This window comes from Maricaulis parjimensis (assembly GCF_016817355.1).
Lineage (GTDB): Bacteria > Pseudomonadota > Alphaproteobacteria > Caulobacterales > Maricaulaceae > Maricaulis > Maricaulis parjimensis.
In genome coordinates this window covers 53118-75403 of sequence record NZ_JADOTT010000006.1, presented here as the reverse complement: position 1 = coordinate 75403, position 22286 = coordinate 53118, and the positions used below count along the sequence as shown (strand labels likewise).

The window sequence follows — 22286 nt, the reverse complement described above, 5'->3', positions numbered from 1 at the left end:
GCTATTCGGCCTGCGCCGCTTCCAGCCGCTCCTCCGCCTCAAGCCAGTTCATCTCCGCGGCGTCGAGCAGATCCACCGCCTTGGCGCGCTTGATCTGCAGGTCTGTCGCGGTCTTGGGGTCTTTTTCGTAGAGGCCCGGGGCTGACAGGCCCTTGTCGATCACTTCGATAATGCCGCGCAGGCGGTCGGCTTCCTTTTCCCAGCGGGCGATCTCGGCCTTGATGGGTTTGAGGGCTTCGCGCTGGACGGCCTTGTCGCGGCGGCGCTGGGTCTTCTCGTCCGGCGGGCTGGCCTTCTTCTTGGCATTGGGATCGCGCGGCACCCGGCCCAGCAGGCTTTGCCGGTAGGTCTCGATATCATCGTCATATTGTTTGACCGTGCCGTCGCCCACCACCCAGAGTCGGTCGACACAGGTCTCGATCAAGTGCCGGTCGTGGGAGATCAGCACGACCGCGCCCTCATAGGTGTTGATCGCCGAGATCAGGGCGGCGCGGCTGTCCATGTCGAGGTGGTTGGTCGGTTCGTCGAGGATCAGCAGGTGCGGACCCTCAAACGTGATCAGATTGAACAGGAGACGCGCCTTCTCGCCGCCGGAGAGATGCTTGGCCGGGGTTTCCTGGCGATCACCGGGCAGGCCGAACCGGGCCAGGCGCGCGCGGCGCTGGGCCTCGGTCGCATCCGGCATCAGCTCGATGACATGCTGATAGGCGGAGACTTCCGGGGAGAGGTGTTCGATCTGGTGCTGGGCGAAGAAGGCGATCTGCAGCTTCTTGTGTTTGCGCAGGAAGCCTTCGCACGGTTCCAGCTTGTCATTGAGAAGCTTGGCCAGGGTCGATTTGCCTGCCCCATTGCGGCCGAGAATGCCGATCCGGTCATCCGGGTCGATATTGAGCGAAACACCCTTCAGGATCGGCTTGTCCGGCTCATAGCCCACCGCCATGTCCAGCATGCGCACAATCGGCGGGGCCATGCGGCGCTGCGGATTGGGAAAGTCGAAAGGCGCGATCGGATCATCCACCGTGGTGGCGATGACCTGCATCTTCTCCAGCCGTTTGACGCGTGACTGGGCCTGTTTCGCCTTGGAGGCCTTGGCCTTGAACCGGTCGACAAAGCTTTGCAGATGCCGGCGCTCGGCTTCCTGCTTCTCCACCAGCTTCATCTGCAGGCGCTGCTTCTCGGCCAGCGCCTTTTCAAAATCATCATAGCCGCCGTCGAACACGGTCAGCTTGCCATCCTTGAGATGAGCGATCTTCTGCATCGCCCCGTTCAGCAGGTCGCGGTCGTGCGAGATCACCAGGACGGCGCCGGGGAAGGATTTGAGATAGGACTGCAGCCACATCACGCCTTCCAGGTCGAGATAATTGGTCGGCTCATCCAGCAGCAGGAGATCCGGCCGGGCAAACAGGGTGGCGGCCAAGGCCACGCGCATGCGCCAGCCGCCGGAGAATTCCCGGCAGGGGCGACGCTGTTCCTCGCCGGTAAAGCCCAGGCCCGACAGGATGGAGCCGGCCCGCGCTTCCGCCGTATGGCTTTCGATATCGGCCAGGCGGGTCTGGATCTCGGCGATACGGTGGGGGTCGGTGGCGGTTTCCGCCTCAACCAGAAGGGCCGCACGCTCGGTATCGGCGGCCAGCACCACATCCATCAGGCTCTCATCGCCGCCCGGTGCTTCCTGGGCGACCCAGCCGATACGGGCGCCTTTCTGCACGCGGGTATCGCCGGTCTCCGGCTGGATCTCGCCGCGGATCAGGCGGAAGAGGGTGGACTTGCCCGTCCCGTTACGCCCCACCAGGCCCATCCGCGTCTTGGCGGGCAGGAAGAGGGTCGCCTGGTCGAACAGCATCCGCCCTTCGATGCGATAGGTGAGATCATTGACGTGCAACATGGGCCAAGGCGGTTAGCGCGGCTCGTGAGGCCGTGCAAGCAATTGGCTCTGAAAGCCGGACACTTCGGACGGGGAGGGGACGGGCCCTGGCACAATCCCGTTCCCGCGAATGCAGGACGCTTGATAGGAGGCTGCCAACGCTTGGGGGCACAAGGCGGGATATCGCCCGCCCGTGCCAGGAATGAAGATGATGAAACGCACTCAGATCGCGTGGGCCACGCTTATGGCCCTGGGCCTGCCCATTGCAGGATTGGCCGCAGCATCGCCGGCCCTCCAGACGAGCAAGTCCGTGACCTATTACCGGATCGGTGTGCAGACCCGGTTCGAAACGGCAGGTGCGTTCAGCTTCTCTCCGGAACAGCGCACGCGCATCCAGTCCGTGCTCGACAATACCCATGCCGCGGTCCGCGCGGACTTCCCGGATCTGGCTGAAGTGGTCGAAGTGACGGTTGTCCCGGTGGACCGCGACCTGTCCTCCGTCGGTGGTGTCTCCGGCCGTGCCGATGCGCCCGGGCGCATCCTGATCGAGATCAGTATCAGCGGAGCGGGGGGTGCCGATGCCGCCATCGCTGACGGTCTTGAGCCGGCCTTCGCCCATGAGCTGCACCATCTGGTGCGCGGCTGGACCATGATGGAAAACCGCTTCGGCCCCGGCATCGCCATTGCCGCCGCCAATGAAGGCCTGGCCGTGGCTTATTCCGAACAGCTCACCGGTCGCCGCTATGCGGGCAATGCCCCGCCTGCGGATCATGTCGCCGAATCCTGGGCCCTGGAAATCCGCGACCTGCCGGTCAATGCCGACTACATGCAATGGATGTTCGCCCACCCCGACGGCCGCGAAGGCGTCGGCTATCGCACGGGCCGCTATGTCGTCCAGCAGGCGATGGAGAATAGCGGCCAGGATGCGGTCGCGTTGACCGAAGCCACACCGGAGGAAATCTGGGCGATGGCGAGGCTGGCGGACTAGGGCCCGCTGTCTGGCTGAGATAACAGGCCGGGGTGATACTCTCCGCCCCGACCTGTTTCTATTCGTCTTCGTACGGTGTCTGTGCCGGTGAGTTCCGGATCAAAATCGCATAATCGGTGGCAAAGCCCGCGAACGGATCAATCTCGAAACGGAAGACATGGGTCAATAAACCGCTTTGCTCGATCAGCCGGCCACCATTCTCGTATGGCGAGCCGGGGGCATTGATCCGGAAGATGGTCGCGTTTTGATCGCTGGCCACCGCCTTCAGGTCTCCGATCCCGTCGAGATAGGACAGGTAGGGATTGTCCTGGCTCACCAGCGCGTCGAAGAAGGGCCCGTCCGGTCGGATGGGTTCGGGCAGGATGTGCGAGGGCATGTTCTGGCTGCTGTTGGCATAGGACTGGGTGAGATTGGCGATGGCTCCGGCAAAGGGCAGATCGCTCTCGCGCAGTCGCAGGACCAAGGGACGCGCGCCGTCATTCACAGTCACGCCCAGCGAATGGAACAGGCCCCAGAAACCATAGACAGGTTCGTCATCGCCAATGGCGAGTACATCCACCATGGTGTTGATATTCGACAGGACGCGTTCGTAGCGACCCGGATTGTCAAAATCGGCCCGAATGGCCTGTGCCATATAGGCCAGAACCGGGTCCGGCTCCGCTGCCAGTTGGGGCAGGGCTGAATCGAACAGGCTTGGCAGAGCGTCATCTTGGCGCTCCTCGCGCTCCAGCGCTTCCAGAAGGGCGGCCGCTGCCCCGGTCGGGCTGATGTCGGCGAGACGTGTGCTGAACCAGTCCAGAGCGATCTCACGCCTTTGGATCTGGTCGACTCCGACATAGTGGAAACGGCGATCAGCCGGCAGGCTGGCATTGTACTCGTAGAGTTGCTGCAGCTTTTCGAAATGCTGCTGGTTGCCCCACTGTGCGGCTTCGGCCAGCCAGGCCCGAAAGACCGGCCGGATCAGGCTTTCATTGCCTGTGTCCAGATAGGCATTGATCCGGTCCGCCTGGGTCGGATCCATTTCCGCCATGATGTATCGCAGACCGATCTGCTCGTTGAGATGCTGCATCAGGCGCAGGTCGAGCAACTGGGAGGTTTGTGTCCCGTGGATCTCGCCCATGATGAACAGCCGGTTGGTGTAGAAGTCCGGATCGAACTGCAGGTCTCCGCCCACCACAGTCAGATCGACAGATTGGTGATGCTCTTCCAGATAGTCGCGATAGCGTCCACCGGTGAAGGCGTCCTGGATCACGCCGGTCCAGGGTAGGGCGATCGCCAGAAGAATGGCGCCCAGAATGATGTTTCGTACCAGTTTCAACATATGCCGTCCCCCCAAGGATGGTCTGCGTCTCAAGATCTGTGCTGAGCGCGGGCTGAATACAGGATGAGAGGCCGATTTGCAGTGGAGGTGTCAAGGCTTGACGGTCTGCCTTCCCATTCCCGTCTTCCCCCGCTATAAGCCGCGCGAATTCATTGGCCGGTCCCTCCGGGCAACCCCGATCACACAGTCACGTTTCAAGGAAGTCTCCCATGGCGATCCAGCGCACCTTCTCCATCATCAAGCCCGACGCGACCAAGCGTAACCTCACCGGCAAAATCATCGCCAAGTTCGAGGATGCCGGTCTGCGCATCGTCGCCTCCAAGCGTATCCACATGACCCGCGAACAGGCCGAAGGCTTCTACGCGGTCCACAAGGAACGCCCCTTCTTCGGCGAACTGGTCGACTTCATGATCTCCGAGCCGGTCGTGGTTCAGGTCCTGGAAGGTGAAGACGCCATCGCGAAGAACCGCGAAGTCATGGGCGCCACCAACCCGGCCGAAGCCGCTGACGGTACGATCCGCAAGGAATTCGCCCTGTCGATCGGCGAAAACTCCGTGCACGGTTCCGACGCTCCGGAAACCGCCGCTGAAGAGATCAAATTCTTCTTCACGGACGCCGAAATCGTCGGCTAAGGCACACGCCTTTTCGAGTTTGAAGGGCCCGGCGGCAACGCCGGGCCTTTTTTGTGGCCGAAAGGGCGTTCGTGACATCTGGCGGTGCGTTGATTGAGTTTAATTTGACCGGCTTGTCAGTGCAGGTAACTTCTACCCCATGTTGTATCTGACGAGTCTTGCCCTGTTCGTGGCGGCAGCCAGCCCTGCCGTTTCCGATGAAGCCTGCAACGCCCCGGCGGGCGCGGCAGAGCTCCTTGCCAATACGCCGGCGCCCATCCTCCTGCTGGGAGAATTGCACGGCACGAATGAAGCACCGGCCGCGGCCGATGCCTTTGTCTGTTTGGCCCTGGCCCGCGGCGAGACCGTGGTGCTCGCGCTGGAACGGACCGTCGATGAGCAACCGCTCTATGACGCCTATATCGCCTCGGATGGCGGAGAAGCAGCCCAGCGCATGATCGTGGCCAGCGAGCGCTGGATGACGCCGTTCCAGGACGGGCGCAGCAGTACGGCCATGCTCGACATGATCGAGCGCACGCGCCAGCGGATCGCGGACGGAGCCGCGCTCAGCCTGCGTGCCGTGGACCGCGGTGAGCCGGATGCGGATCTGGATGATCTGCCCCAACCCCGGGACCAAGCCATGTCACGGCGCCTTCAGGCATTGGCGGCAGACGCTGACCGCGTCATCCTGATCGTTGGCAATGTCCATGCCCAACGCAATCAGGCCCGCTTTGGTGACCGTGTGCTGGAAACCACCGGAAGTCTCACCCCGCGCGAGGCCTTCCACGCAATCAATCTGGTCGCGGGGTCCGGGGAGTCTTGGAACTGCCAGCTCGGTGAAGATGGCCAGCCAACCTGCGACGTCCATCCCACCCGGTCTGAGACAACCGGCGCCCCCCGCGTCTTGAACGCCGATGAGATTGCAGCGAATTCCTATCTGGCCGCCCGCGTGGATGACTATGACAGCTTCGTCTATCTGGGCCCGTCCAGCGGCTCTCTGCCGGCCTATCGGGCATTCGAGGACCTTGAATAGGCGTGTGTCCTGACACGCTTGTGTCAGGACGCCGCAAGAAGCGGATTGTGATCCGGCGCGGCGCTCCCTAACTGTCGGCTCTTGTTTTCGAGGAATTGCCGATGGATATGGCGCTCTGGTTCGGTCTTGTGGGTTTTGTGCTGGCCATGTCCTTCACGCCCGGTCCGAACAATCTCATGGTGATGTCGTCGAGCGCCCTGTTCGGCTTCAAGCGGACCCTGCCGCACTGGCTGGGCGTGAATATCGGCTTCAATCTGATGCTGGTCGCCTCCGTCTTCGGACTGGGGGAGCTGGTCACGCGCTATCCGGTCTCGCTCACGGTGGTGAAGCTGGGCGGCGCGCTCTGGCTCGCCTGGATGGCGTGGAAGTTCGCCTCCGCCGCGATCAATCCGCTGCCAGCCGCCCAGCGTGCCGAGGGCAAGACCCGGACGCGGCCTTTCCGCACCTATGAGGCGGCCCTGTTCCAGATCGTCAATCCGAAAGCCCTGATGATGTGCGTCTCCGCGGCCGGCGCCTATGTCGCCCTCGCCGAGACGGCACCGCAGCGTGCGCTGATCATGGTGCTCACCTTCATCGCTTTCGGCTCACCGGGCGGTCTGACCTGGATGCTGGCCGGCGGTACGATCAAGCGCTTCATGACCGATCCGCGCTGGGCCCGTATCCTCAATGCCGGGATCGCCGCGACCATTGCCGCGACGATCCTGATGATCCTGGCGGGTTAGTCGGACAGACGCGCCACCAACGCTTCCAGTCTCACATCCCGCTCCCCGCGAATGGCCGGGGCGGGTAGGAGCACGTCCGGGGTCAGCGGGTGCGGTTCGGCCTCACCATTGGGCCGGATGATCCGGGCCTTGGGATAGCCGACCACCAGTCCACTGTGCGGCAGGGTGAAATGCTCCATCGCGCCGAACGTGGTTGCCATGTCGCGCGTCGGCTCGCCATAGACAGTCCCGAACCCGTAGTCCTGGATCAGCGCCCCCGTGGTGACCGCGTTGGAATAGGAATGGCGGTTGACCAGGACATGGACGCGGCCAGCGAAGCGTTCACCCTCCCGGGGCTGGGCATGAGGGAAGTCGAAGGACACAAGCGTTCCATTGCTGGCGTCGGCATAAAGCGCGGCAAGGCGCGCCGAGGAGGAGGCTTCATCCGCACCGGTCGCGTCCAGCCGCGCCTGGTTGGAGGCCGTGCTCTGTTCGCTGACACGGATCTGGAAATCGGCGGCAAAGCGGAAGGGCCGGTCGGCAAACCAGGCGATCACCGGATCGGACCAGGAATTATCCCCGCCCGGATTGTCACGCAGGTCGAGAATGAGATCCGTGGCCCCCGCCGCGATGAAATCCTCGAAGGCGGTATCCAGCCAGTCCTGATAGCGGGCCAGACCGTCCGGCGCATAGTGCAAGGCCGGATCTTCCGCTTCGATATCCCAGAACGGACCGGGGCGTATATAGGCGATCCGCTGTGTCAGCATGCCGGCTTCACGCCCCTCGAGGTTGAAACGCGGACTTGTGCCTTCCAGCTCGCCCAGCCGGGAGAGGGGAATGGCGTCCAGGGTCAGAGAGCGAGAAACGCCATCCTGGTCCACCGTCACGGTGAATTGCTCACGCGCGCCATATTCCAGCAGCATGTAGTAGAACTCGCCATTGGCCAGTTGGGCATAGGCAAATTCCGGCGTCTCTGCGGAGATATTGCGGGTCAGGCGCGCCAGCCAGATCGGGTTGGGTTCGCCCTCCAGCGCCAGGATGCGGTCGCCCGGCGACACATCAGAGCCTGCGGGGGCCGCGGTGATGATCACCTCGCCATTCTCCACGATGAAGCGAAGCGGAAACAGCAGGCCGTCCGCACCGGCATGGTCCGCCCAGATCGGGTTCAGCCCCTCGATGCGCGTATGGGCGTGGCGGGCCAGGGCGGCAAAGCGCTGGAATTCGGCGTGAAGCTGCGCCGGTGTCTGTGCGTCATCCAGACGGTCATGGAGTTCGGCATAACGGGCGTCGAACACGGCGCGCGGCGTGGCCTGGAAAAGATCCGCCTCCGCTTCGATCAGGCCGGAATAGAGGGTTTCAAGATCGGCGCGGGCCTCGTCCGCCGGGATCAGGCCGGACTGGGCACAGGCGGTGGAAAGGCTGGTGATGAGAGCCAGGCCGGTGAGGGCGGGGCGCAGGAATTGGGGAAGGGGCAACATGGAAGGCCTTTGTATCGTCAGGGGATAATCCACCGCCAGCGCGGCGTGTGCCTTTACGAAAGCCTCGCTGCGTGCTGGAAAGCCATGACCGGGGCCTCCTCATCCTCTGACCTTTTTATTTTCGGCCCGGGAGTGACGGAAACCCATGGGCTTGCAGCGTGTCATCATCGGTGAGTGGAGCGTGGATGCCCGCGCCAACCAGATCAGCGGTCCGGACGGATCGGTTGAGCTGGAACCGCGCGTCATGGATCTGCTCATCCTGCTGGCGGGCCAGCCCGGTGAGGTGATGTCCAAGGACGAGATCGCCCGCGCGCTATGGGGCGAGGTCCACGTCAATGATGATGCCCTGACCCGCACCGTGTTCAAACTGCGCAAGGCGCTGGGGGATGAGGCGCGCAATTCGCGCTATGTCGCCACCGTGCCCAAGCGTGGATATCGCCTGGTCGCAGACGTCACCACGCCGGCGGAACAATTCGCAGCCAAGGCCGAAACCTGGCACCGCAAGGCCCTGCTTGGCACGGTCGTTCTGGTCGCGCTCTTTCTCGCCATGTCGCTTTACGGCCTTTTCCAGGAGCGCCCGGAACCCGCCGATCCGCCACAAGATGCCGTCGCTCGCATGCTGGAACGGGCCGATGGCTTTTATGCCCAATACGGCCGGGCCGACAATGAAGCCGCCCTGCGCCTTTATTCCGATGCGCTGGATCTGGATCCTGATAATGCGCCCGCCCTGGCCGGACTGGCCAATGCGCTGACCCAGCGACAGATCCGCTATGAAGGGCCCGGCTCGCAAGGGCAGGGGCGGACCACGCTCACCCAGGCCCTGGACTCCGGCTGGCTGGACAGCGAGACCGCCCTTGCCGCGCTGGAACGGGCTGTCGCCCTGGCCCGCCGGGCCACCGATATCGATCCCTCCCACACCCGCGCTTGGCGCGCGCTAGGCCTGGCCCTGTCGGCAGCAGGTGAGTTTGCCCAGGCCGAACGCGCCTATGAACGCGCGCTGGTGATCGATCCCGACGACTGGGGCACGATGATCAACCTCTCCGAACTCTACACGCTGATGGGAGAGCCGGGCCGCTCCACCCCCTATCTGGAACAGGCCTGGGCTGCCATGGAGCGCCGCTATGCAACCGACCCCGTCCTGATCCGCCCCTGGCACAGTGCGGTCGGCCTCTCCGTGGCACAGGACAAGCTGGAGGCCGGCGCCAATGAGGAAGCCGAGCTCTGGTATCGCCGTGTGCTGACGTTGGACCCGCTCAATGTCGAAGCTGTGCGCGGCCTGTCCACCTTGCTGGCCGCCTCCGGTGATACGGGTGAGGCCACCGCCCTCTGCGCAGACCTGGAACAGGCGACCGGCGAGACCTGTTGAGCAGGGCCAAGCCTTGCCAGTGCGACCCAAACGGCGGATTCTGCGCGACAGCCAGAAGGAGAACGCCATGTCGCCCGATCTTGTCCGCCTGATCGAAACCCTGCCCAAGGCCGAGCTCCACCTGCATCTGGAAGGCTCGCTGGAACCGGAACTCATGTTCGCCCTGGCCCAGCGCAATGGTCTGGAAATCCCCTATAAATCCGTCGAGGAAATCCGCGCCGCCTACGACTTTTCCAATCTCCAGGACTTCCTCGACATCTATTATGTCGGCATGAATGTTCTGGTTCAGGAACAGGACTTCTTTGATCTCACCTTGGCCTATCTGCAGCGCGTTCGTGCCGACAATGTGCGTCATGTGGAGGTCTTCTTTGATCCCCAGGGGCATACCGACCGGGGCATTGCCTTCGACACGGTGATGACCGGCATCACCCGCGCCCTCGACCAAGCTCAGGCGGAATGGGGCATGACGTCCAAACTCATCCTCTGCTTCCTGCGTCACCTCTCCGAGGAAGCGGCCTTCGAGACGCTGGACATGGCCAAGCCCTGGCTGGACCGCATTGACGGGGTCGGGCTGGACAGTTCGGAACTGGGGCATCCGCCCTCAAAATTCCAGCGCGTCTTCGATGCGGCCGGCTCGCTGGGGCTGAAACGCGTGGCCCATGCTGGCGAGGAGGGGCCGCCGGAATACGTCATCGAGGCGCTCGACCTGCTCAAGATCGACCGGCTCGATCATGGCAATCGCTCGCTGGAAGATGCGGCCCTGACCCAGCGCCTGGCCGACAGCGGCATGACGCTGACCGTCTGCCCGCTCTCCAATCTGCGTCTGTGTGGCGTCAAACGCCTGGAAGATCATCCGCTTAAACGCATGCTGGCTGCGGGCCTTCATGCCACGGTGAATTCGGACGATCCGGCCTATTTCGGCGGCTATGTGAATGACAATTTCATTCGCACAGCCGAGGCGATCGGCCTGACAGCGGACGAGATTATCACCCTGGCCCGCAATTCCTTTAAAGGCAGTTTCCTGTCCGAGGCCGACAAGGCCATCCGTCTCGCTGAGATCGACGCCGTCCTGGAAGCCGCGACCTAGTCGTCGCGCGCTGGCTTGCGGCGCAGGGCCTTGGTTTGGGAGCGCTGGGTCTTGGCGGCCTTGGCGCGTTTCACCGAGGCGAGGGAAGGGCGTGACTTCTTGCGCGGTTTGGGCGCTTCCAGGCAGCGCTCGATCAGGGCGCGCAGGCGTTCGCGCGCCTCGGCCCGGTTGCGTTCGCGCATACGGTGGCTGTCACAGCGGATCAGGATGGTCCCGTCCAGGGTGAGACGGGATCCGGCCAAGCGTTTCAGTCGCGAGACCTGCCCGCCATCCAGTACCGTGCACGCCTTCAGGTCAAAGCGCAGCTGCACCGCGCTCTCGGTCTTGTTGACATGCTGACCACCCGGACCGGAGGCGCGCATGAAGCTCTCCTCGATCCAGGCCTCATCAATGGCCAGCGTGTCGGTGATACGCATCTAGTCGTGCGGGTTCATCAGCAGTTCGGCGCCGAATTCGCGGGCCTGCAGGCGCACGCGTTCGCCGGCGACGCGCGCCTTGCCGGAACAGGCCAGGGCCACGCATTGCGGATAGAGCTTGTGCTCCGCTTCCAGCACCCGGTTTGACAGCACATCCGGCGTATCGCCGGGCAGGACCGGCACGGCGGCCTGGCCGATGATCGGGCCGTCATCCATTTCCGGACGCACATAATGGACTGTGCAGCCATGGATGCGCACGCCGGCTTCCAGCGCCCGCTCATGCGTGTGCAGCCCCTTGAAGGCCGGCAGGAGGGAGGGGTGGATATTGATCAGCAGGTCGCGCCAGCGCTCGGTGAACCAGGGCGTCAGGATGCGCATGAAACCGGCGAGGCAGACGATGCGGGCGCCATAGAGCTTGATGGTCTGGTCCAGCGCTTCCTCGAAGGCCTCGCGATCCTCATAGTCGCGGTGATTGACCACATCCGTCTCGATCCCGGCCGCGCGCGCGACCTCCAGACCCGGCGCATCGGGATTGTTCGAGGCGACCAGCACGATCTCGGCCGGATAATCCTCGTCCTTGGCGGCTTCGATCAAAGCCTGCATGTTCGAACCGCGCCCGGAGATGAGCACGGCGATCTTGGTCTTCGCCATTTATTCTGTTCCCAGCCGGATCAGGCCTTGTCGACACGACCGACAATCATGGCGGTCTCGCCGGTCAAGGCAAGCGCGTCGGTGACCGCATCGACCTTGTCGGCTGCGACACAGAGCAGCATGCCGATGCCGCAATTGAAGGTCCGGTGCATTTCATGGCGGGCAATCCCGCCGGTGGATTCCAGCCACTGGAAGAGGGGCGGCAGCGTGAAACTGTCATAGTCGATCGTAGCGACCAGATGGTCCGGCATCATGCGCGGCGGGTTTTCCACGAGACCGCCACCGGTGATGTGGGCCAGGCCCTTCACCAGTCCGGACTTGATCAGCGGGATGCAGGACTTCACGTAAAGCCGCGTCGGCGTCAGGAAGACATCGCCCAGCGTCTTGCCCTCGGCAAAGGGAGCCGGGTCGGCCCAGTCCAGCCCGGCCACTTCCATCACCTTGCGCACGAGGGAAAATCCGTTGGAGTGCACGCCGGAGGAGGCGAGGCCGATCAGCACATCGCCTTCCTGCATGGCGTCATGATCCGGCAGGAGGCGGCCGCGTTCGGCCGCACCGACCACGAAACCGGCCAGGTCGAAATCATCGCCCTCATACATGCCCGGCATTTCCGCGGTTTCGCCACCAATCAGCGCGCAGCCGCTTTCGCGACAGCCATCGGAAATACCTTTCACGATCGCTTCGCCGCGGGCCGGGTCGAGCTTGGAACAGGCCAGATAGTCCAGAAAGAACAGCGGTTCGGCCCCCTGGGCCAGCACGTCATTGACGCACATGGCCACCAGGTCGATGCCGACCGTATCCACCTTGCCGGTCGCGATGGCGAGTTTCAGCTTGGTGCCGACGCCATCCGTGCCGGAGATCAGGATCGGGTCCTCATAGCCGGCCGCTTTCAGGTCGAAAGCGCCTCCGAAACCGCCCAGATCCGCAGCTGCGCCAGCCCGGCGGGTGGCCGCGGCCAGAGGTTTGATGCGGTCGACCAGCGCGTCCCCGGCATCGATATCGACGCCGCTATCGGCATAGGTCAGGCCGTTTTTCTTCGGGGTGTTTCCGGTTTCGGCCATGCCGATTCCCTCGTCTCGTCAAAAGTGCGGCGGAGTACAGTCGAAACCCGCTTTGGAAGCAAGCCACGGGCTTCACGCGGGACTGCGTCCGGGTATAGTGGCGCCGACAAGAATCCCACAGGAGTCCGCCGTGCGTTCATTTATCGCCGCGTTATGCCTCAGCCTGGCTTCCCTGTCTTCTGCGCATGCAGATGACCCGTACACGATCACGGGCGTGGACATCGATGCGACGTCGTCCAATGCGCTGGAAGCCTATCAGCTTGCCTTGCGCGAGGGGCAGCGAGAAGCGGCCCGCCGGCTGGTGCGCCGGCTGACCCTGGCAGAAGACCGGGTCGACACGCCGCTCGATCTGCAGCCGCACATGGACGAGTATGGCGAGATGCAGCCGGGTTTCGCCCTGTCCGACGCGATCATTGCAGAGATGATTTCCGGCTTGGAAATCCGCAATGAACAGCGCTCCGCAACGCGTTATCTGGCCGAGCTGGATGTCAGCTTCCACCGCCGCTCCGTCGCGCGCGTGATGGACGCCTATGGCGTACCCTTCGTGGAAAGCCAGTCGCGTCCCATGCTCGTCCTGCCGGTTTTCGAAGGCGAGACCGGCTTCCAGATGTTCGAGAGCAATCCCTGGCGGGCGGCCTGGCGGCAGAATTTCTCCAACGCGCTGACCCCCATGTATGTGCCCTCCCGGGCGGCCATCACGGCGCGCCAGGCGCTTGAGCTGGACGAAACGGCCTTGCTGGAGCTGGCGCGCAGCCAGGGCGTCAACCGGATCGCGGTCCTGCGCGCCGGTGAGCGCGGCGGGGCGCGACGCTTCGGCGGATATCTGGTCGAGGTCGCGGCCGATGGCTCTCTGGCCGTGGAGACCTGGGGCCCGCAGACGGTTTATGGTGACTGGAATACCGGCGCCCGCGACTTTGTCGCCGATCGCGAAGAGGCCTGGAAAGTCCAGTCCGTCGTGCGCGATGGCGAGGAAACCGAGCTTCGTGTGACGGTGATGTATTCCGGTCTGCCGGAATGGCGGCGCCTGCAGCAGGCGCTGACCCGGGCTTCGCTGGTCCAGAATGCCCAGCTGGACGCCCTGTCGCGTGACGGGGCCCGCATGACGGTAAGCTATCGCGGTGCTTTCGAGCAGCTGGTGTCAGAGCTTGCCGAGCGCGGCGCGACATTGGAAGAACACCCCGGACTGGGCTGGGTGGTACTGACCACGCCTTAACTCGTGACGAAACACGGCGGATCCGGAATGACACCCCAATTGGCGCTCGATCTGCCCGCGCGCGAGGACTTCTCTGCGCAGAGCCTGATCCTCGGCCCGTCCAATGCTGAGGCACTGGCGGCGCTGGGCCGATGGCCGGACTGGCCACGTCATGTGATGGCGCTGATCGGGCCGGAAGGGGCCGGCAAGTCGCATCTCGCAGCGATTTGGGCCGGCAATTGCCAGGCGCGGACCGTTGCGGCCCGCGATCTCCATGCGGTGCTGCCGGAAATCCCGGCCGGGCAGTATCTCGTGGTCGAGGATGTCGATCAGGGCGTGGACGATGACGCGCTCTTCCACACGCTCAACCGGGCCGCTGAGGGCGATATCCCGGCACTCTTGCTGACCGCCCGCAAACCGCCGGTTCTGTGGACAGCACAATTGCCGGATCTGGTCTCGCGCCTGCGTGCCTTGCCGCACACGGATCTGCACGAGGCCGATGATGAATTGCTCACCCGGTTGATCGAGAAACAGCTGGCCGATCGCGGTGTGGCGATCAATCCGGGCGTGATCGACTATCTCTTGCCACGCATGGAACGCTCGGTGGCGGCCGTGCGGCGTCTGGTCGAGCGGATGGACAAGCTGGCGCTGGCAAAAAAATCGCCGATCAATCGCACCGTGGCCCGCGAAGTGCTAGAGACATGGCAGGACAGTGGAGAGCCCGAATGAACCTGCCGATGCGCGACATATCGGACATTGATGCCCTGATGAATTCGCCGGCGCGTTTCCTCAATCGGGAGCTCTCCTGGGTGCGCTTCAACCTGCGTGTCCTGGAAGAGGCGGAGAACCCGAACCATCCGGTCTTTGAACGCCTGCGCTTCCTGTCCATTTCGGCCAGCAACCTGGATGAGTTCTACATGGTGCGCGTGGCTGGTCTGCGGGCCCAGATGCATTCCGGTGTCACCGCGACCAGTATCGACGGGCTGACCCCGGCCGAGCAGCTGGAGAAGATCCATGCGCTGGCCGGAGAGTTGATGCTGAAACAGCAAAGGCTCTGGAGCCGGTTGAAGACAGAGATCGGCAAGGTCGGCGTGAAGGTGCTCCAGCCCAGCCAGATCAACAAGACGGATGCGGCTTGGCTGCGTGGAGACTTCCTCAAACACACCCTGCCGGTGATCACGCCGCTGGCGATCGACCCGGCGCACCCGTTCCCCTTCATTCCCAATCTGGGTTTTGCCCTGGCCCTGCATCTGCGCCGCAAGGGAAGCGCCAAGATGATGAATGCGCTCATCCCGCTGCCCAGTGGTGTGAAGCGCTTTGTCGAATTGCCCAGCCGCCCGCGCCGCGATGGCGGCCGTCCGGACCGTCGTTTCATTGCGCTGGAAGACGTGCTGACCCTGTTCGTCGACACGCTCTTCCCGGGCCATGAAGTCATCGGCAAGGGCGAATTCCGCGTCATCCGCGACAGCGATATCGAGGTCGAGGAAGAGTCCGAAGACCTGATGCTGGAGTTTGAAAACCTGCTCAAACAGCGCCGGCGCGGTGCGGTCGTGCGTCTCACGATGAGTTCCGGCATGCCGCCGGGCCTGCGCGACATGATCGTCCAGCACATGCATGCCGGGCCGCAGGACATCGTGCCGGTCAATGGCATTCTGGGGCTGGCCCAAGCCGCCCAGCTGATCCCTGACGACCGCCCGGATCACAGTTTCACGCCGTACGAGCCGCGCTATCCGGAACGCATCCGTGATCATGGCGGGGATTGTTTTGCGGCGATCCGGGAAAAGGACATCATCGTCCACCATCCCTATGAAAGCTTCGACGTCGTCGTCGGTTTCCTGCGTCAGGCCGCGGCCGATCCGGACGTGATCGCGATCAAGCAGACCCTCTACCGCACCTCCAAGGACAGCCCGATCGTGGCGGCCCTGATCGAGGCCGCGGAAAGCGGTAAGAATGTCACTGCCCTGGTCGAGCTGAAGGCGCGCTTCGATGAAGAGGCAAACCTGAAATGGGCCCGCGATTTGGAACGCGCCGGTGTTCAGGTCGTCTACGGCTTCATCGAGTACAAGACCCACGCCAAGATCTCGCTCGTCGTGCGTCGCGAGGGCTCGGACCTGCGCACCTATGCCCATTTCGGCACCGGCAATTACCACCCGATCACGGCGCGCATCTATACCGATTTGTCCCTGTTCACCGCCGATCCGGCCTTCGGGCGCGATGCCGGCAGGGTGTTCAACTATGTCACCGGTTATGCGCGTCCGGAAAACCTGGAACGCCTGTCCGTCTCGCCGATCGGGATGAAGGAATTCATCCTCGAGCATATCGAGACGGAGATCGCCAGTGCCCGCGCCGGCAAGCCGGCTGCGGTCTGGGCCAAGCTCAATTCCCTGGTCCATCCGGAAATCATCGACGCCCTCTACCGGGCCAGCCAGGCCGGCGTGCGTGTCGAGCTCGTCGTGCGCGGGATTTGCTGCCTGCGCCCGGGCATCAAGGGCCTGTCGGACAACATCCGGGTGAAATCCATCGTCGGCCGCTTCCTGGAGCATTCGCGCATTGTCTGTTTTGCCAATGGCCAGACCATGCCGTCTCCCGCCGCCAAGGTCTTTATCTCGTCCGCCGACTGGATGCCGCGCAATCTGGACCGCCGGGTCGAGCATCTCTGCCCGATCCAGAACCCGACCGTGCACCGTCAGGTGCTCGACCAGATCATGGTCGCCAATCTCAATGATACCGATCAGTCCTGGTATATGGACAGTGAGGGCGATTATCACCGCGTGGATACCGCGAATGTCGACAAGCCCTTCTCCGCTCACGCCTATTTCATGACCAATCCGAGCCTGTCGGGCCGCGGGCATGCGCTCAAGAATGACCAGCCGCCGACCCTGACCGGGCAATTGGGCAGCTGACCGCCTTGGCCGACGCACACTCCATCGAGCCGCTGATTGCCGAGACCGCCATCCACCGGGATATCGCGGTGATCGATGTCGGTTCCAACTCGGTGCGGCTCGTGCATTTCCGGGTCGAGGGACGGGCACTCTGGCCGATCTTCAATGAGAAGGTGATGGCCGGGCTGGGCCGGGGTGTCCATGATACCGGCAAGCTGCATCCCGAAGGCCGGGACATCGCCCTGCGCGCCCTCAAACGCTTCCAGCGCCTGCTCGATGCCAAGGGCGTGCGCAACCGCCATGTCGTCGCGACGGCCGCCGTGCGCAATGCCAAGGATGGCCCCGATTTCGTCCGTGAAGTCGCCGAGGAGACCGGGCTGGATGTCCGTGTGCTCTCCGGCGAAGACGAAGCTTGGTATTCCGCGCTTGGCCTGGTGGCCGGCATTCCCGACGCCCATGGCGTGATGGGCGATCTGGGCGGGTCCTCGCTGGAACTCACCCCCATTCTCAATGGCCAGCCCCAGGCCGGTCGCACTTCCGCCTTGGGGCCGCAGGAAGTCCTGGATGGCCCGGTCTTTGACGCTGAGGCCGTCACCGCAATCATTGATGAGCGCCTGGCCGAGACCGGCGTTCTCAGCGGGCAGGGCGGGACTTTCTATGCGGTTGGTGGCGCCTGGCGCGCCATGGCGCAGCTGGCCTTTGCGCGCTTCGACTATCCGCTCCATGTCGTCCACCAGTTCGCTCTCGAGGCGGACGAGGTGCGCGAATTGGCCCGGCTTACGACCCGGCTCAGCGCGGCGTCCCTGCGGGGCACGCCCGGCCTGTCCTCACGCCGTGTTGAAACACTGCCCTATGCGGCGCTCCTGCTCCGGCGGGTGATGCGTCACGGGGCGTTCGACCGCATCGTCTTCTCCGCCTATGGCGTGCGGGAAGGCGTGCTGGCGGAAAGTCTGCCGCCGGACCTGCTGGCCACCGACCCGCTGATCGCCGGCGCCGAGGCCATGGCGCGGCCGTCCTCGCCGGCCCCCGATTTCGGCCGGGCGCTGGCCGCCTGGATTGCCCCCGCCATGCGCGAGGTGGAGACCGCTTTCGATCCGGCCCGCGACCGTGTCCTGCAGGAGGCCGGAGCCCGCCTGACCGATCTGGGCGCGCGTTTCCACCCGGATCATCGCGCCGAACTGGCCCGCGATACCGTGCTTTACGCGCCGTTTGCCGGCGCCACCCATGCCGAGCGCGCCTTCCTCGCCGCCGCCCTGCATTACCGCTATGCCGGCAAGCGCTCCCAGTTGGACAAGCATGACGAGTTCGATCTGCTGGACGAGACCCAGCACAATGTCGCGCAGATGATGGGCTGTGCCCTGCGTCTGGGGGCCAAGCTCTCAGGCCGCGCCGTGCGCCTGCTCGACCGTTTCACCCTCTCTGTCACGCCGGAAACCGTGCATCTGGCCGTCGATGAGAGCGTGCGGGATCTTTATGTCGAGCGCTCGTTGAGCCTGCTCGACAATCTCGCCAGCGCCATCAATCGGCGGTCCGAAGCGGATTACGTCTGATCCGGAAATGAGAAGGGGCCCCGCAGGGCCCCGTCTTCACTTCACTTCCGAGACAACGACCTTGCCGTCCTTCAGCGTCAGCGAGAGCTCGCCGCGCTTGAGCCGCATGGCGGGTTCGCCGAACACTTCCCGGCGCCAGCCCTTCATGGCCGGATTGTCCTCATCATCGCTGGCGGCCAGGCGTTCCAGTTCCGGCACGGTGGCGATCAGGCGGGTGGCGACGCCGGCTTCCTCGGCAACCTGTTTCAGGAGAACCTTGAGCAGTTCCACTGTCGGACCGACGCCCTGCGGCGGCGGGGCCGGCTTTTCATAGGCCGGCGCATAGGCCTCCGCATCGGCCAAGGCTTCGCTCATCTTCTCGAACAGGCGGCGGGCCGGGGAGGAGCGCTCGAAACCCTTCGGCACGGCGCGCAGGCCCTGCAGCTGTTCCGGCGCGGTCGGCGCAACACCGGCGATTTCGTAGATCGCGTCATCTTTCATCACGCGCTGGCGCGGCATGTCACGCGTCTGCGCCTCGGTCTCGCGCCAGGCGGCGGCGGCGCGCAGCGCAGCCAGCCATTTCGGCGTCGACTTGCGCAACTTCATCCGGCGCCAGCTCTGTTCCGGGTCGAGCCGGTAGGTGTCCGGATTGGTGAGGATTTTCATTTCCTCGGCCAGCCATTCCCCGCGTCCCTTCTTCTCCAGCCGTTCCAGCATGATCGGATAGAGGTCGCGCAGATGGGTGACGTCGGCGATGGCATATTCCAGCTGTGCGTTGGACAGCGGACGGCGCGACCAGTCGGTAAAGCGCGGCCCCTTGTCGATCGGGCGTTTCAGCAGCGCCTTGACCAGGGCGTCATAGGCAATCGAGTCGCCCAGACCCAGCGCCATGGCGGCCACCTGGCTGTCGAACATCGGATGCGGGATCAGGCTGTCGCCGCCGCGGTGGAAGAAGATTTCCAGATCCTGGCGCGCGGCATGGAAGACCTTGGTAATGCGCTCATCCGCCATCAGCTCCCAGAAGGGTTCCAGGTCCAGGCCTTCGGCCAGCGGATCGATGATGACTTCCGTCGTGCCCCCGGCCGCCTGGATCAGGCAGAGCTGCGGCCAGTAGACCGTCTCCCGCATGAATTCGGTGTCGACGGCGACATAGGGATTTTGCAGCAGTTCGTCACAGGCCCGCTCGAGGGCCTCGGTCGTGGTGATAATGTTCATGGAGCGGCCCTTTAGCGCGGACCGCTCCACTTTTCCATCAGGAAGGCGAGTCAGACGCCGTTTTCCACCGCTTGCTGAGCCGCCAGGCGATGATGCAGGCCGCGACCAGGCTGATGGCGGAGATCGACAAGAAGGCGCTCTGGATCGCCAGTCCTGTCGCTGCGATACCGGCGAGCACGAACTGGCCCAGCGTGGCCGTGGCCGCGTTCAGAATGCCGCCAGCGGCCAGCAGACGGCCGCGCTTGTCCTCGGGGGCCCGTCTTTGGGCCATGGCCTGCAGCGGTACCACGAACAGGCCAGCGGACACGGCCGCCATGGCCAGGTCGATCATGATCCGCCAATTGCTTTTGTCCGCCAGGAAGACATCGATCGACATCAATTCCGCCCCGTGCGGCACCAGCGGGCGCGGCCAGGTGTAGAAGGCGACATCGCCGGCAAAGATCACCACGCCGATGGCACCGATGATGGAGAAGGGCAGGGCATCGCCCTTGCCGCTCAGCGTCCCGCACAGGAGTGCGCCCAGGGCTGCACCGATCGTGAACATGGCGGAGAAGGCCAGAACAACGGTTTCATTGGCGCCCAGCACCGAGGCCGTGAAGACCGGCATCAGGGTCACGATCGAGGCCGCCAGCATCCAGAACCAGGCCACGCCGAGCAGGGGACGTAACACGTCCGGAGCCCGCAACGCATAACCCAGCACCCGCAGTGTCTCGGCGACGAAGTTGAAGGAGAGTTTCAGATCCGGCTGCGAGGCCGGGGCTTCGGGCAATTGCCGGATCGCCAGCCAACCGATGATCGCCATCAGAACCAGACCCCCGCCCACGGCGACAGGTCCGAAGGTCTGGGTGATCAGCCAGGTCCCAAGCCCGATGCCGACCAGCACCGACACGTTGAGAAGACCCGAGAGAAGTGCATTGGCCGGCACTAACTCCTCATCCTGCAAAAGGGTCGGTAGGGCAGAATTCTTGGCCGGCGTGAAGAAAGCCGATTGCGTCCCCATCAGGAAAAGCGTCACGACCAGCAGCAGCGGCTGTTCCAGGATGAAGGCGAGGGCGACCAGCAGCATCAGCCAGATCTCGGCAAACTTCGCGAACCGCATGATGCGCGTCCGGTCAAACCGGTCGGCAAAGCGTCCGGCAATAGCCGAGAAGAGGAAAATCGGAATGGTGAACATGGAAGCGGCGACGGACACCAGGGTCAGCCGGTCCAGACCGAACATGCTCAGACCGCCAAAGGTCACCATGGTCACCACGGCATAACGGAAGAAATTATCATTGAATGCGCCCAGGGACTGGGCCACCAGCAGCGGCACGAAGCGGCGCTGGGTCATCAGGTTTGCAGCAATGGCGGCACTCATGAGCTCGCCTCCTGTTCGGGGGATGGCGCGCCGGAGCCTTCGGCTTCCAGATCGCGCGTCCGGGATTCGATGGTCACTTGCAGGCGCGGCAGAAACGCGTCGCGCGGCAGGCCGGGCGGGATCGGGTCGAGGAACTCGATCACCGCCGGGCCGGAAAACTTGGTCCACTGGTTCTGCGGCCAGCGCAGGCCGAGATTGTGGGCGACGGGCACGACAGGCCGGTTGAGCGTTTCATACATGAGGTGCACACCCTTCCTGTAGCGCTTGGCCTCGCCCACTTCGGCCAATCCGCCCTCCGGGAAGATCAGCATGGGGCGCGGATCGTCGGCGGCCTTCTCCAGCGCGGCCTGCAGGGCTCCCTCCGCGCCGCGCAGGCCCGGGGAGGCCACCATCACCGCGCCCGACTTCGCCACGATACGGCTCACCAGCGGGAAGGTCTCGATCCCGTTGCCGATGACGAAGTTGAGATCGCCCAACAGGGACATCTGGATGAAGCCATCGGCCCAGGACTGGTGTTTGGAGGCGATGATCACGGCTTCCTGCCGGGGCACGCGGCCGCGGATTTCCACCTTGATCCCCATCACCCAGCGCATCAGCCAGCGCACGCTGTGACAGGCGGCTTGCATCGTGCCGACCAAGGCGCTGCGCCAGGGCAGGAAGCTGACCAGCCAGGCCGCCAGGGCGAAGACCGCCAGGCACGGCCAGAACAGGCAATTGAAGAGGGCCGATCGCATCTTTTCTCCCCATGGGCCGGTTGGTCACGCCTCTCACGGGCGGGCACCTTCCAGCGGGATCTGACACTGCGACGGTTCGGTGACCGGTGCAAACTCTGCCTCGAGCTGGCGGGACCGGGCTTCGACCCGTGTCTCCAGCTCGGCCAGGACGGCATCCCGGTCTTCGCTCGGCCCGATCGGATCGAGGAATTCGATCACGGCCGTGCCGGAAAACTTGCTCCACTCATTCTGCGGCCAGCACTGACCCAGATTGGTCGCCACCGGCACAATGGGACGGTCCAGCTGCTGCGACAGGCGCCACACACCCGAGCGATAGCGCATGCCTTCACCCACCGGCGTCAGATGGCCTTCCGGATAGATCAGGATCGGGCGCGGGCGGCCTTCGCCCTGCGACCGGCGGACACCGGCTTCCAGGCTGGCCTGGGCTTCGGCGCCCCCCTGGTTGGACAGGACAATCGCACCGCAGCGTTTCAACACCCAGCCGATCAGCGGATAGTCCAGCATGTGGTCGCCGCAGACGAAATTCACATCGCCGCACTTGGCCATCATGACGATGCCATCGCCCCAGGACTGGTGCTTGGCGCCGATGATGACGGGCTGGTTCTTCGGCGGGGTGCCGCGCACCTCAACCTTGATGCCGCAGATCACGCGCATCAGGACCAGGGTCGCCCGGGAGTAGGAGCGCAGACCGTGCATCAACACGCGGCGGCCCGGGATGAGCGCCAGGATGGCGCAGACAATGGCGTAGACGCCGGACAGGGACCAATAGGCAATATTGAACACCAAGGAGCGCATGATCG

20 protein-coding genes are annotated in these 22286 nt (G+C 64.1%); 10 read left to right on the top strand and 10 right to left on the bottom strand.

What is annotated here, in order from left to right:
- Position 1 precedes the first annotated feature (1 nt).
- Positions 2-1885: an ABC-F family ATP-binding cassette domain-containing protein gene (locus I0K07_RS11280; RefSeq protein ID WP_203293443.1), complete on the bottom strand. Its 1884-nt coding sequence runs from the start codon at positions 1883-1885 to the stop codon at positions 2-4.
- A 187-nt stretch (positions 1886-2072) separates the two neighbouring features.
- Between I0K07_RS11280 and I0K07_RS11275 the strand changes: the two genes are divergently transcribed.
- Entirely contained in the window at positions 2073-2852 is a 780-nt protein-coding gene (locus I0K07_RS11275) for a DUF2268 domain-containing putative Zn-dependent protease (RefSeq protein WP_203293441.1), read from the top strand.
- A 58-nt stretch (positions 2853-2910) separates the two neighbouring features.
- Here I0K07_RS11275 and I0K07_RS11270 read toward each other — a convergent pair whose 3' ends face one another.
- Positions 2911-4173 (bottom strand): TraB/GumN family protein, encoded by a 1263-nt coding sequence (locus I0K07_RS11270; protein ID WP_203293439.1) that lies wholly within the window; start codon positions 4171-4173, stop codon positions 2911-2913.
- A gap of 209 nt (positions 4174-4382) precedes the next feature.
- Between I0K07_RS11270 and ndk the strand changes: the two genes are divergently transcribed.
- The 3 genes from ndk (at position 4383) to I0K07_RS11255 (ending at position 6539) form a co-directional block, all read left to right on the top strand.
- On the top strand, positions 4383-4805 hold the full coding sequence (gene ndk, locus I0K07_RS11265; protein ID WP_203293437.1) for a nucleoside-diphosphate kinase: 423 nt from the start codon (positions 4383-4385) through the stop codon (positions 4803-4805).
- Positions 4806-4944: 139 nt separating this feature from the next.
- Positions 4945-5817 carry a hypothetical protein gene (locus I0K07_RS11260; RefSeq protein WP_203293435.1) on the top strand — a complete coding sequence of 291 codons (873 nt, stop codon included), beginning with the start codon at positions 4945-4947 and terminating at the stop codon, positions 5815-5817.
- Positions 5818-5918: 101 nt separating this feature from the next.
- Positions 5919-6539, top strand: a complete 621-nt coding sequence (locus I0K07_RS11255) for a LysE family translocator (protein ID WP_203293433.1) — start codon at positions 5919-5921, stop codon at positions 6537-6539.
- On the opposite strand, the gene I0K07_RS11250 is transcribed toward I0K07_RS11255, so the two are convergent.
- Entirely contained in the window at positions 6536-7996 is a 1461-nt protein-coding gene (locus I0K07_RS11250; RefSeq protein ID WP_203293431.1) for a S41 family peptidase, read from the bottom strand. The two genes, I0K07_RS11255 and I0K07_RS11250, sit on opposite strands and share 4 nt — an antisense overlap.
- A gap of 145 nt (positions 7997-8141) precedes the next feature.
- Here I0K07_RS11250 and I0K07_RS11245 point away from each other — a divergent pair, with 145 nt between their 5' ends.
- Positions 8142-9362, top strand: coding sequence for a winged helix-turn-helix domain-containing protein (locus I0K07_RS11245; protein WP_203293429.1), 1221 nt, complete (start codon positions 8142-8144; stop codon positions 9360-9362).
- 40 nt (positions 9363-9402) lie between these two features.
- Positions 9403-10449, top strand: coding sequence for an adenosine deaminase (locus I0K07_RS11240; protein ID WP_420828488.1), 1047 nt, complete (start codon positions 9403-9405; stop codon positions 10447-10449).
- On the opposite strand, the gene arfB is transcribed toward I0K07_RS11240, so the two are convergent.
- Genes arfB through purM form a run of 3 tightly spaced genes read right to left on the bottom strand, consistent with a single transcriptional unit; the run spans position 10446 to position 12577 of the window.
- A complete protein-coding gene (gene arfB, locus I0K07_RS11235; protein ID WP_203293425.1) occupies positions 10446-10865 on the bottom strand; it encodes an alternative ribosome rescue aminoacyl-tRNA hydrolase ArfB in 420 nt (139 codons plus the stop codon). The two genes, I0K07_RS11240 and arfB, sit on opposite strands and share 4 nt — an antisense overlap.
- Entirely contained in the window at positions 10866-11516 is a 651-nt protein-coding gene (gene purN, locus I0K07_RS11230; RefSeq protein ID WP_203293423.1) for a phosphoribosylglycinamide formyltransferase, read from the bottom strand.
- Between the two features lie 20 nt (positions 11517-11536).
- A complete protein-coding gene (gene purM, locus I0K07_RS11225) occupies positions 11537-12577 on the bottom strand; it encodes a phosphoribosylformylglycinamidine cyclo-ligase (protein ID WP_203293421.1) in 1041 nt (346 codons plus the stop codon).
- A 130-nt stretch (positions 12578-12707) separates the two neighbouring features.
- Here purM and I0K07_RS11220 point away from each other — a divergent pair, with 130 nt between their 5' ends.
- The 4 genes from I0K07_RS11220 to I0K07_RS11205 are packed head-to-tail and all read left to right on the top strand — an operon-like array spanning position 12708 to position 18201.
- The gene (locus I0K07_RS11220) at positions 12708-13790 is read left to right on the top strand and encodes a DUF2066 domain-containing protein (RefSeq protein ID WP_203293419.1); all 1083 of its coding nucleotides are present in this window, start codon (positions 12708-12710) and stop codon (positions 13788-13790) included.
- Between the two features lie 27 nt (positions 13791-13817).
- On the top strand, positions 13818-14498 hold the full coding sequence (locus I0K07_RS11215) for a P-loop NTPase family protein (RefSeq protein WP_203293417.1): 681 nt from the start codon (positions 13818-13820) through the stop codon (positions 14496-14498).
- Positions 14495-16672: an RNA degradosome polyphosphate kinase gene (locus tag I0K07_RS11210; RefSeq protein WP_203293415.1), complete on the top strand. Its 2178-nt coding sequence runs from the start codon at positions 14495-14497 to the stop codon at positions 16670-16672. The genes I0K07_RS11215 and I0K07_RS11210 overlap by 4 nt, the downstream gene beginning before the upstream one ends.
- Before the next feature lie 5 nt (positions 16673-16677).
- Positions 16678-18201, top strand: coding sequence for a Ppx/GppA family phosphatase (locus tag I0K07_RS11205; protein WP_203293413.1), 1524 nt, complete (start codon positions 16678-16680; stop codon positions 18199-18201).
- 36 nt (positions 18202-18237) lie between these two features.
- Here I0K07_RS11205 and rnd read toward each other — a convergent pair whose 3' ends face one another.
- From rnd to I0K07_RS11185, 4 genes are read right to left on the bottom strand one after another with little or no spacing between them, the layout of a single operon-like run.
- Positions 18238-19395 carry a ribonuclease D gene (gene rnd / locus I0K07_RS11200; protein WP_203293411.1) on the bottom strand — a complete coding sequence of 386 codons (1158 nt, stop codon included), beginning with the start codon at positions 19393-19395 and terminating at the stop codon, positions 18238-18240.
- A 37-nt stretch (positions 19396-19432) separates the two neighbouring features.
- Entirely contained in the window at positions 19433-20752 is a 1320-nt protein-coding gene (locus I0K07_RS11195) for an MFS transporter (RefSeq protein ID WP_203293409.1), read from the bottom strand.
- Positions 20749-21486, bottom strand: a complete 738-nt coding sequence (locus I0K07_RS11190) for a lysophospholipid acyltransferase family protein (RefSeq protein WP_203293407.1) — start codon at positions 21484-21486, stop codon at positions 20749-20751. The genes I0K07_RS11195 and I0K07_RS11190 overlap by 4 nt, the downstream gene beginning before the upstream one ends.
- Positions 21487-21519: 33 nt before the next feature.
- Positions 21520-22281 carry a lysophospholipid acyltransferase family protein gene (locus I0K07_RS11185; RefSeq protein WP_203293405.1) on the bottom strand — a complete coding sequence of 254 codons (762 nt, stop codon included), beginning with the start codon at positions 22279-22281 and terminating at the stop codon, positions 21520-21522.
- Positions 22282-22286: the final 5 nt, after the last annotated feature.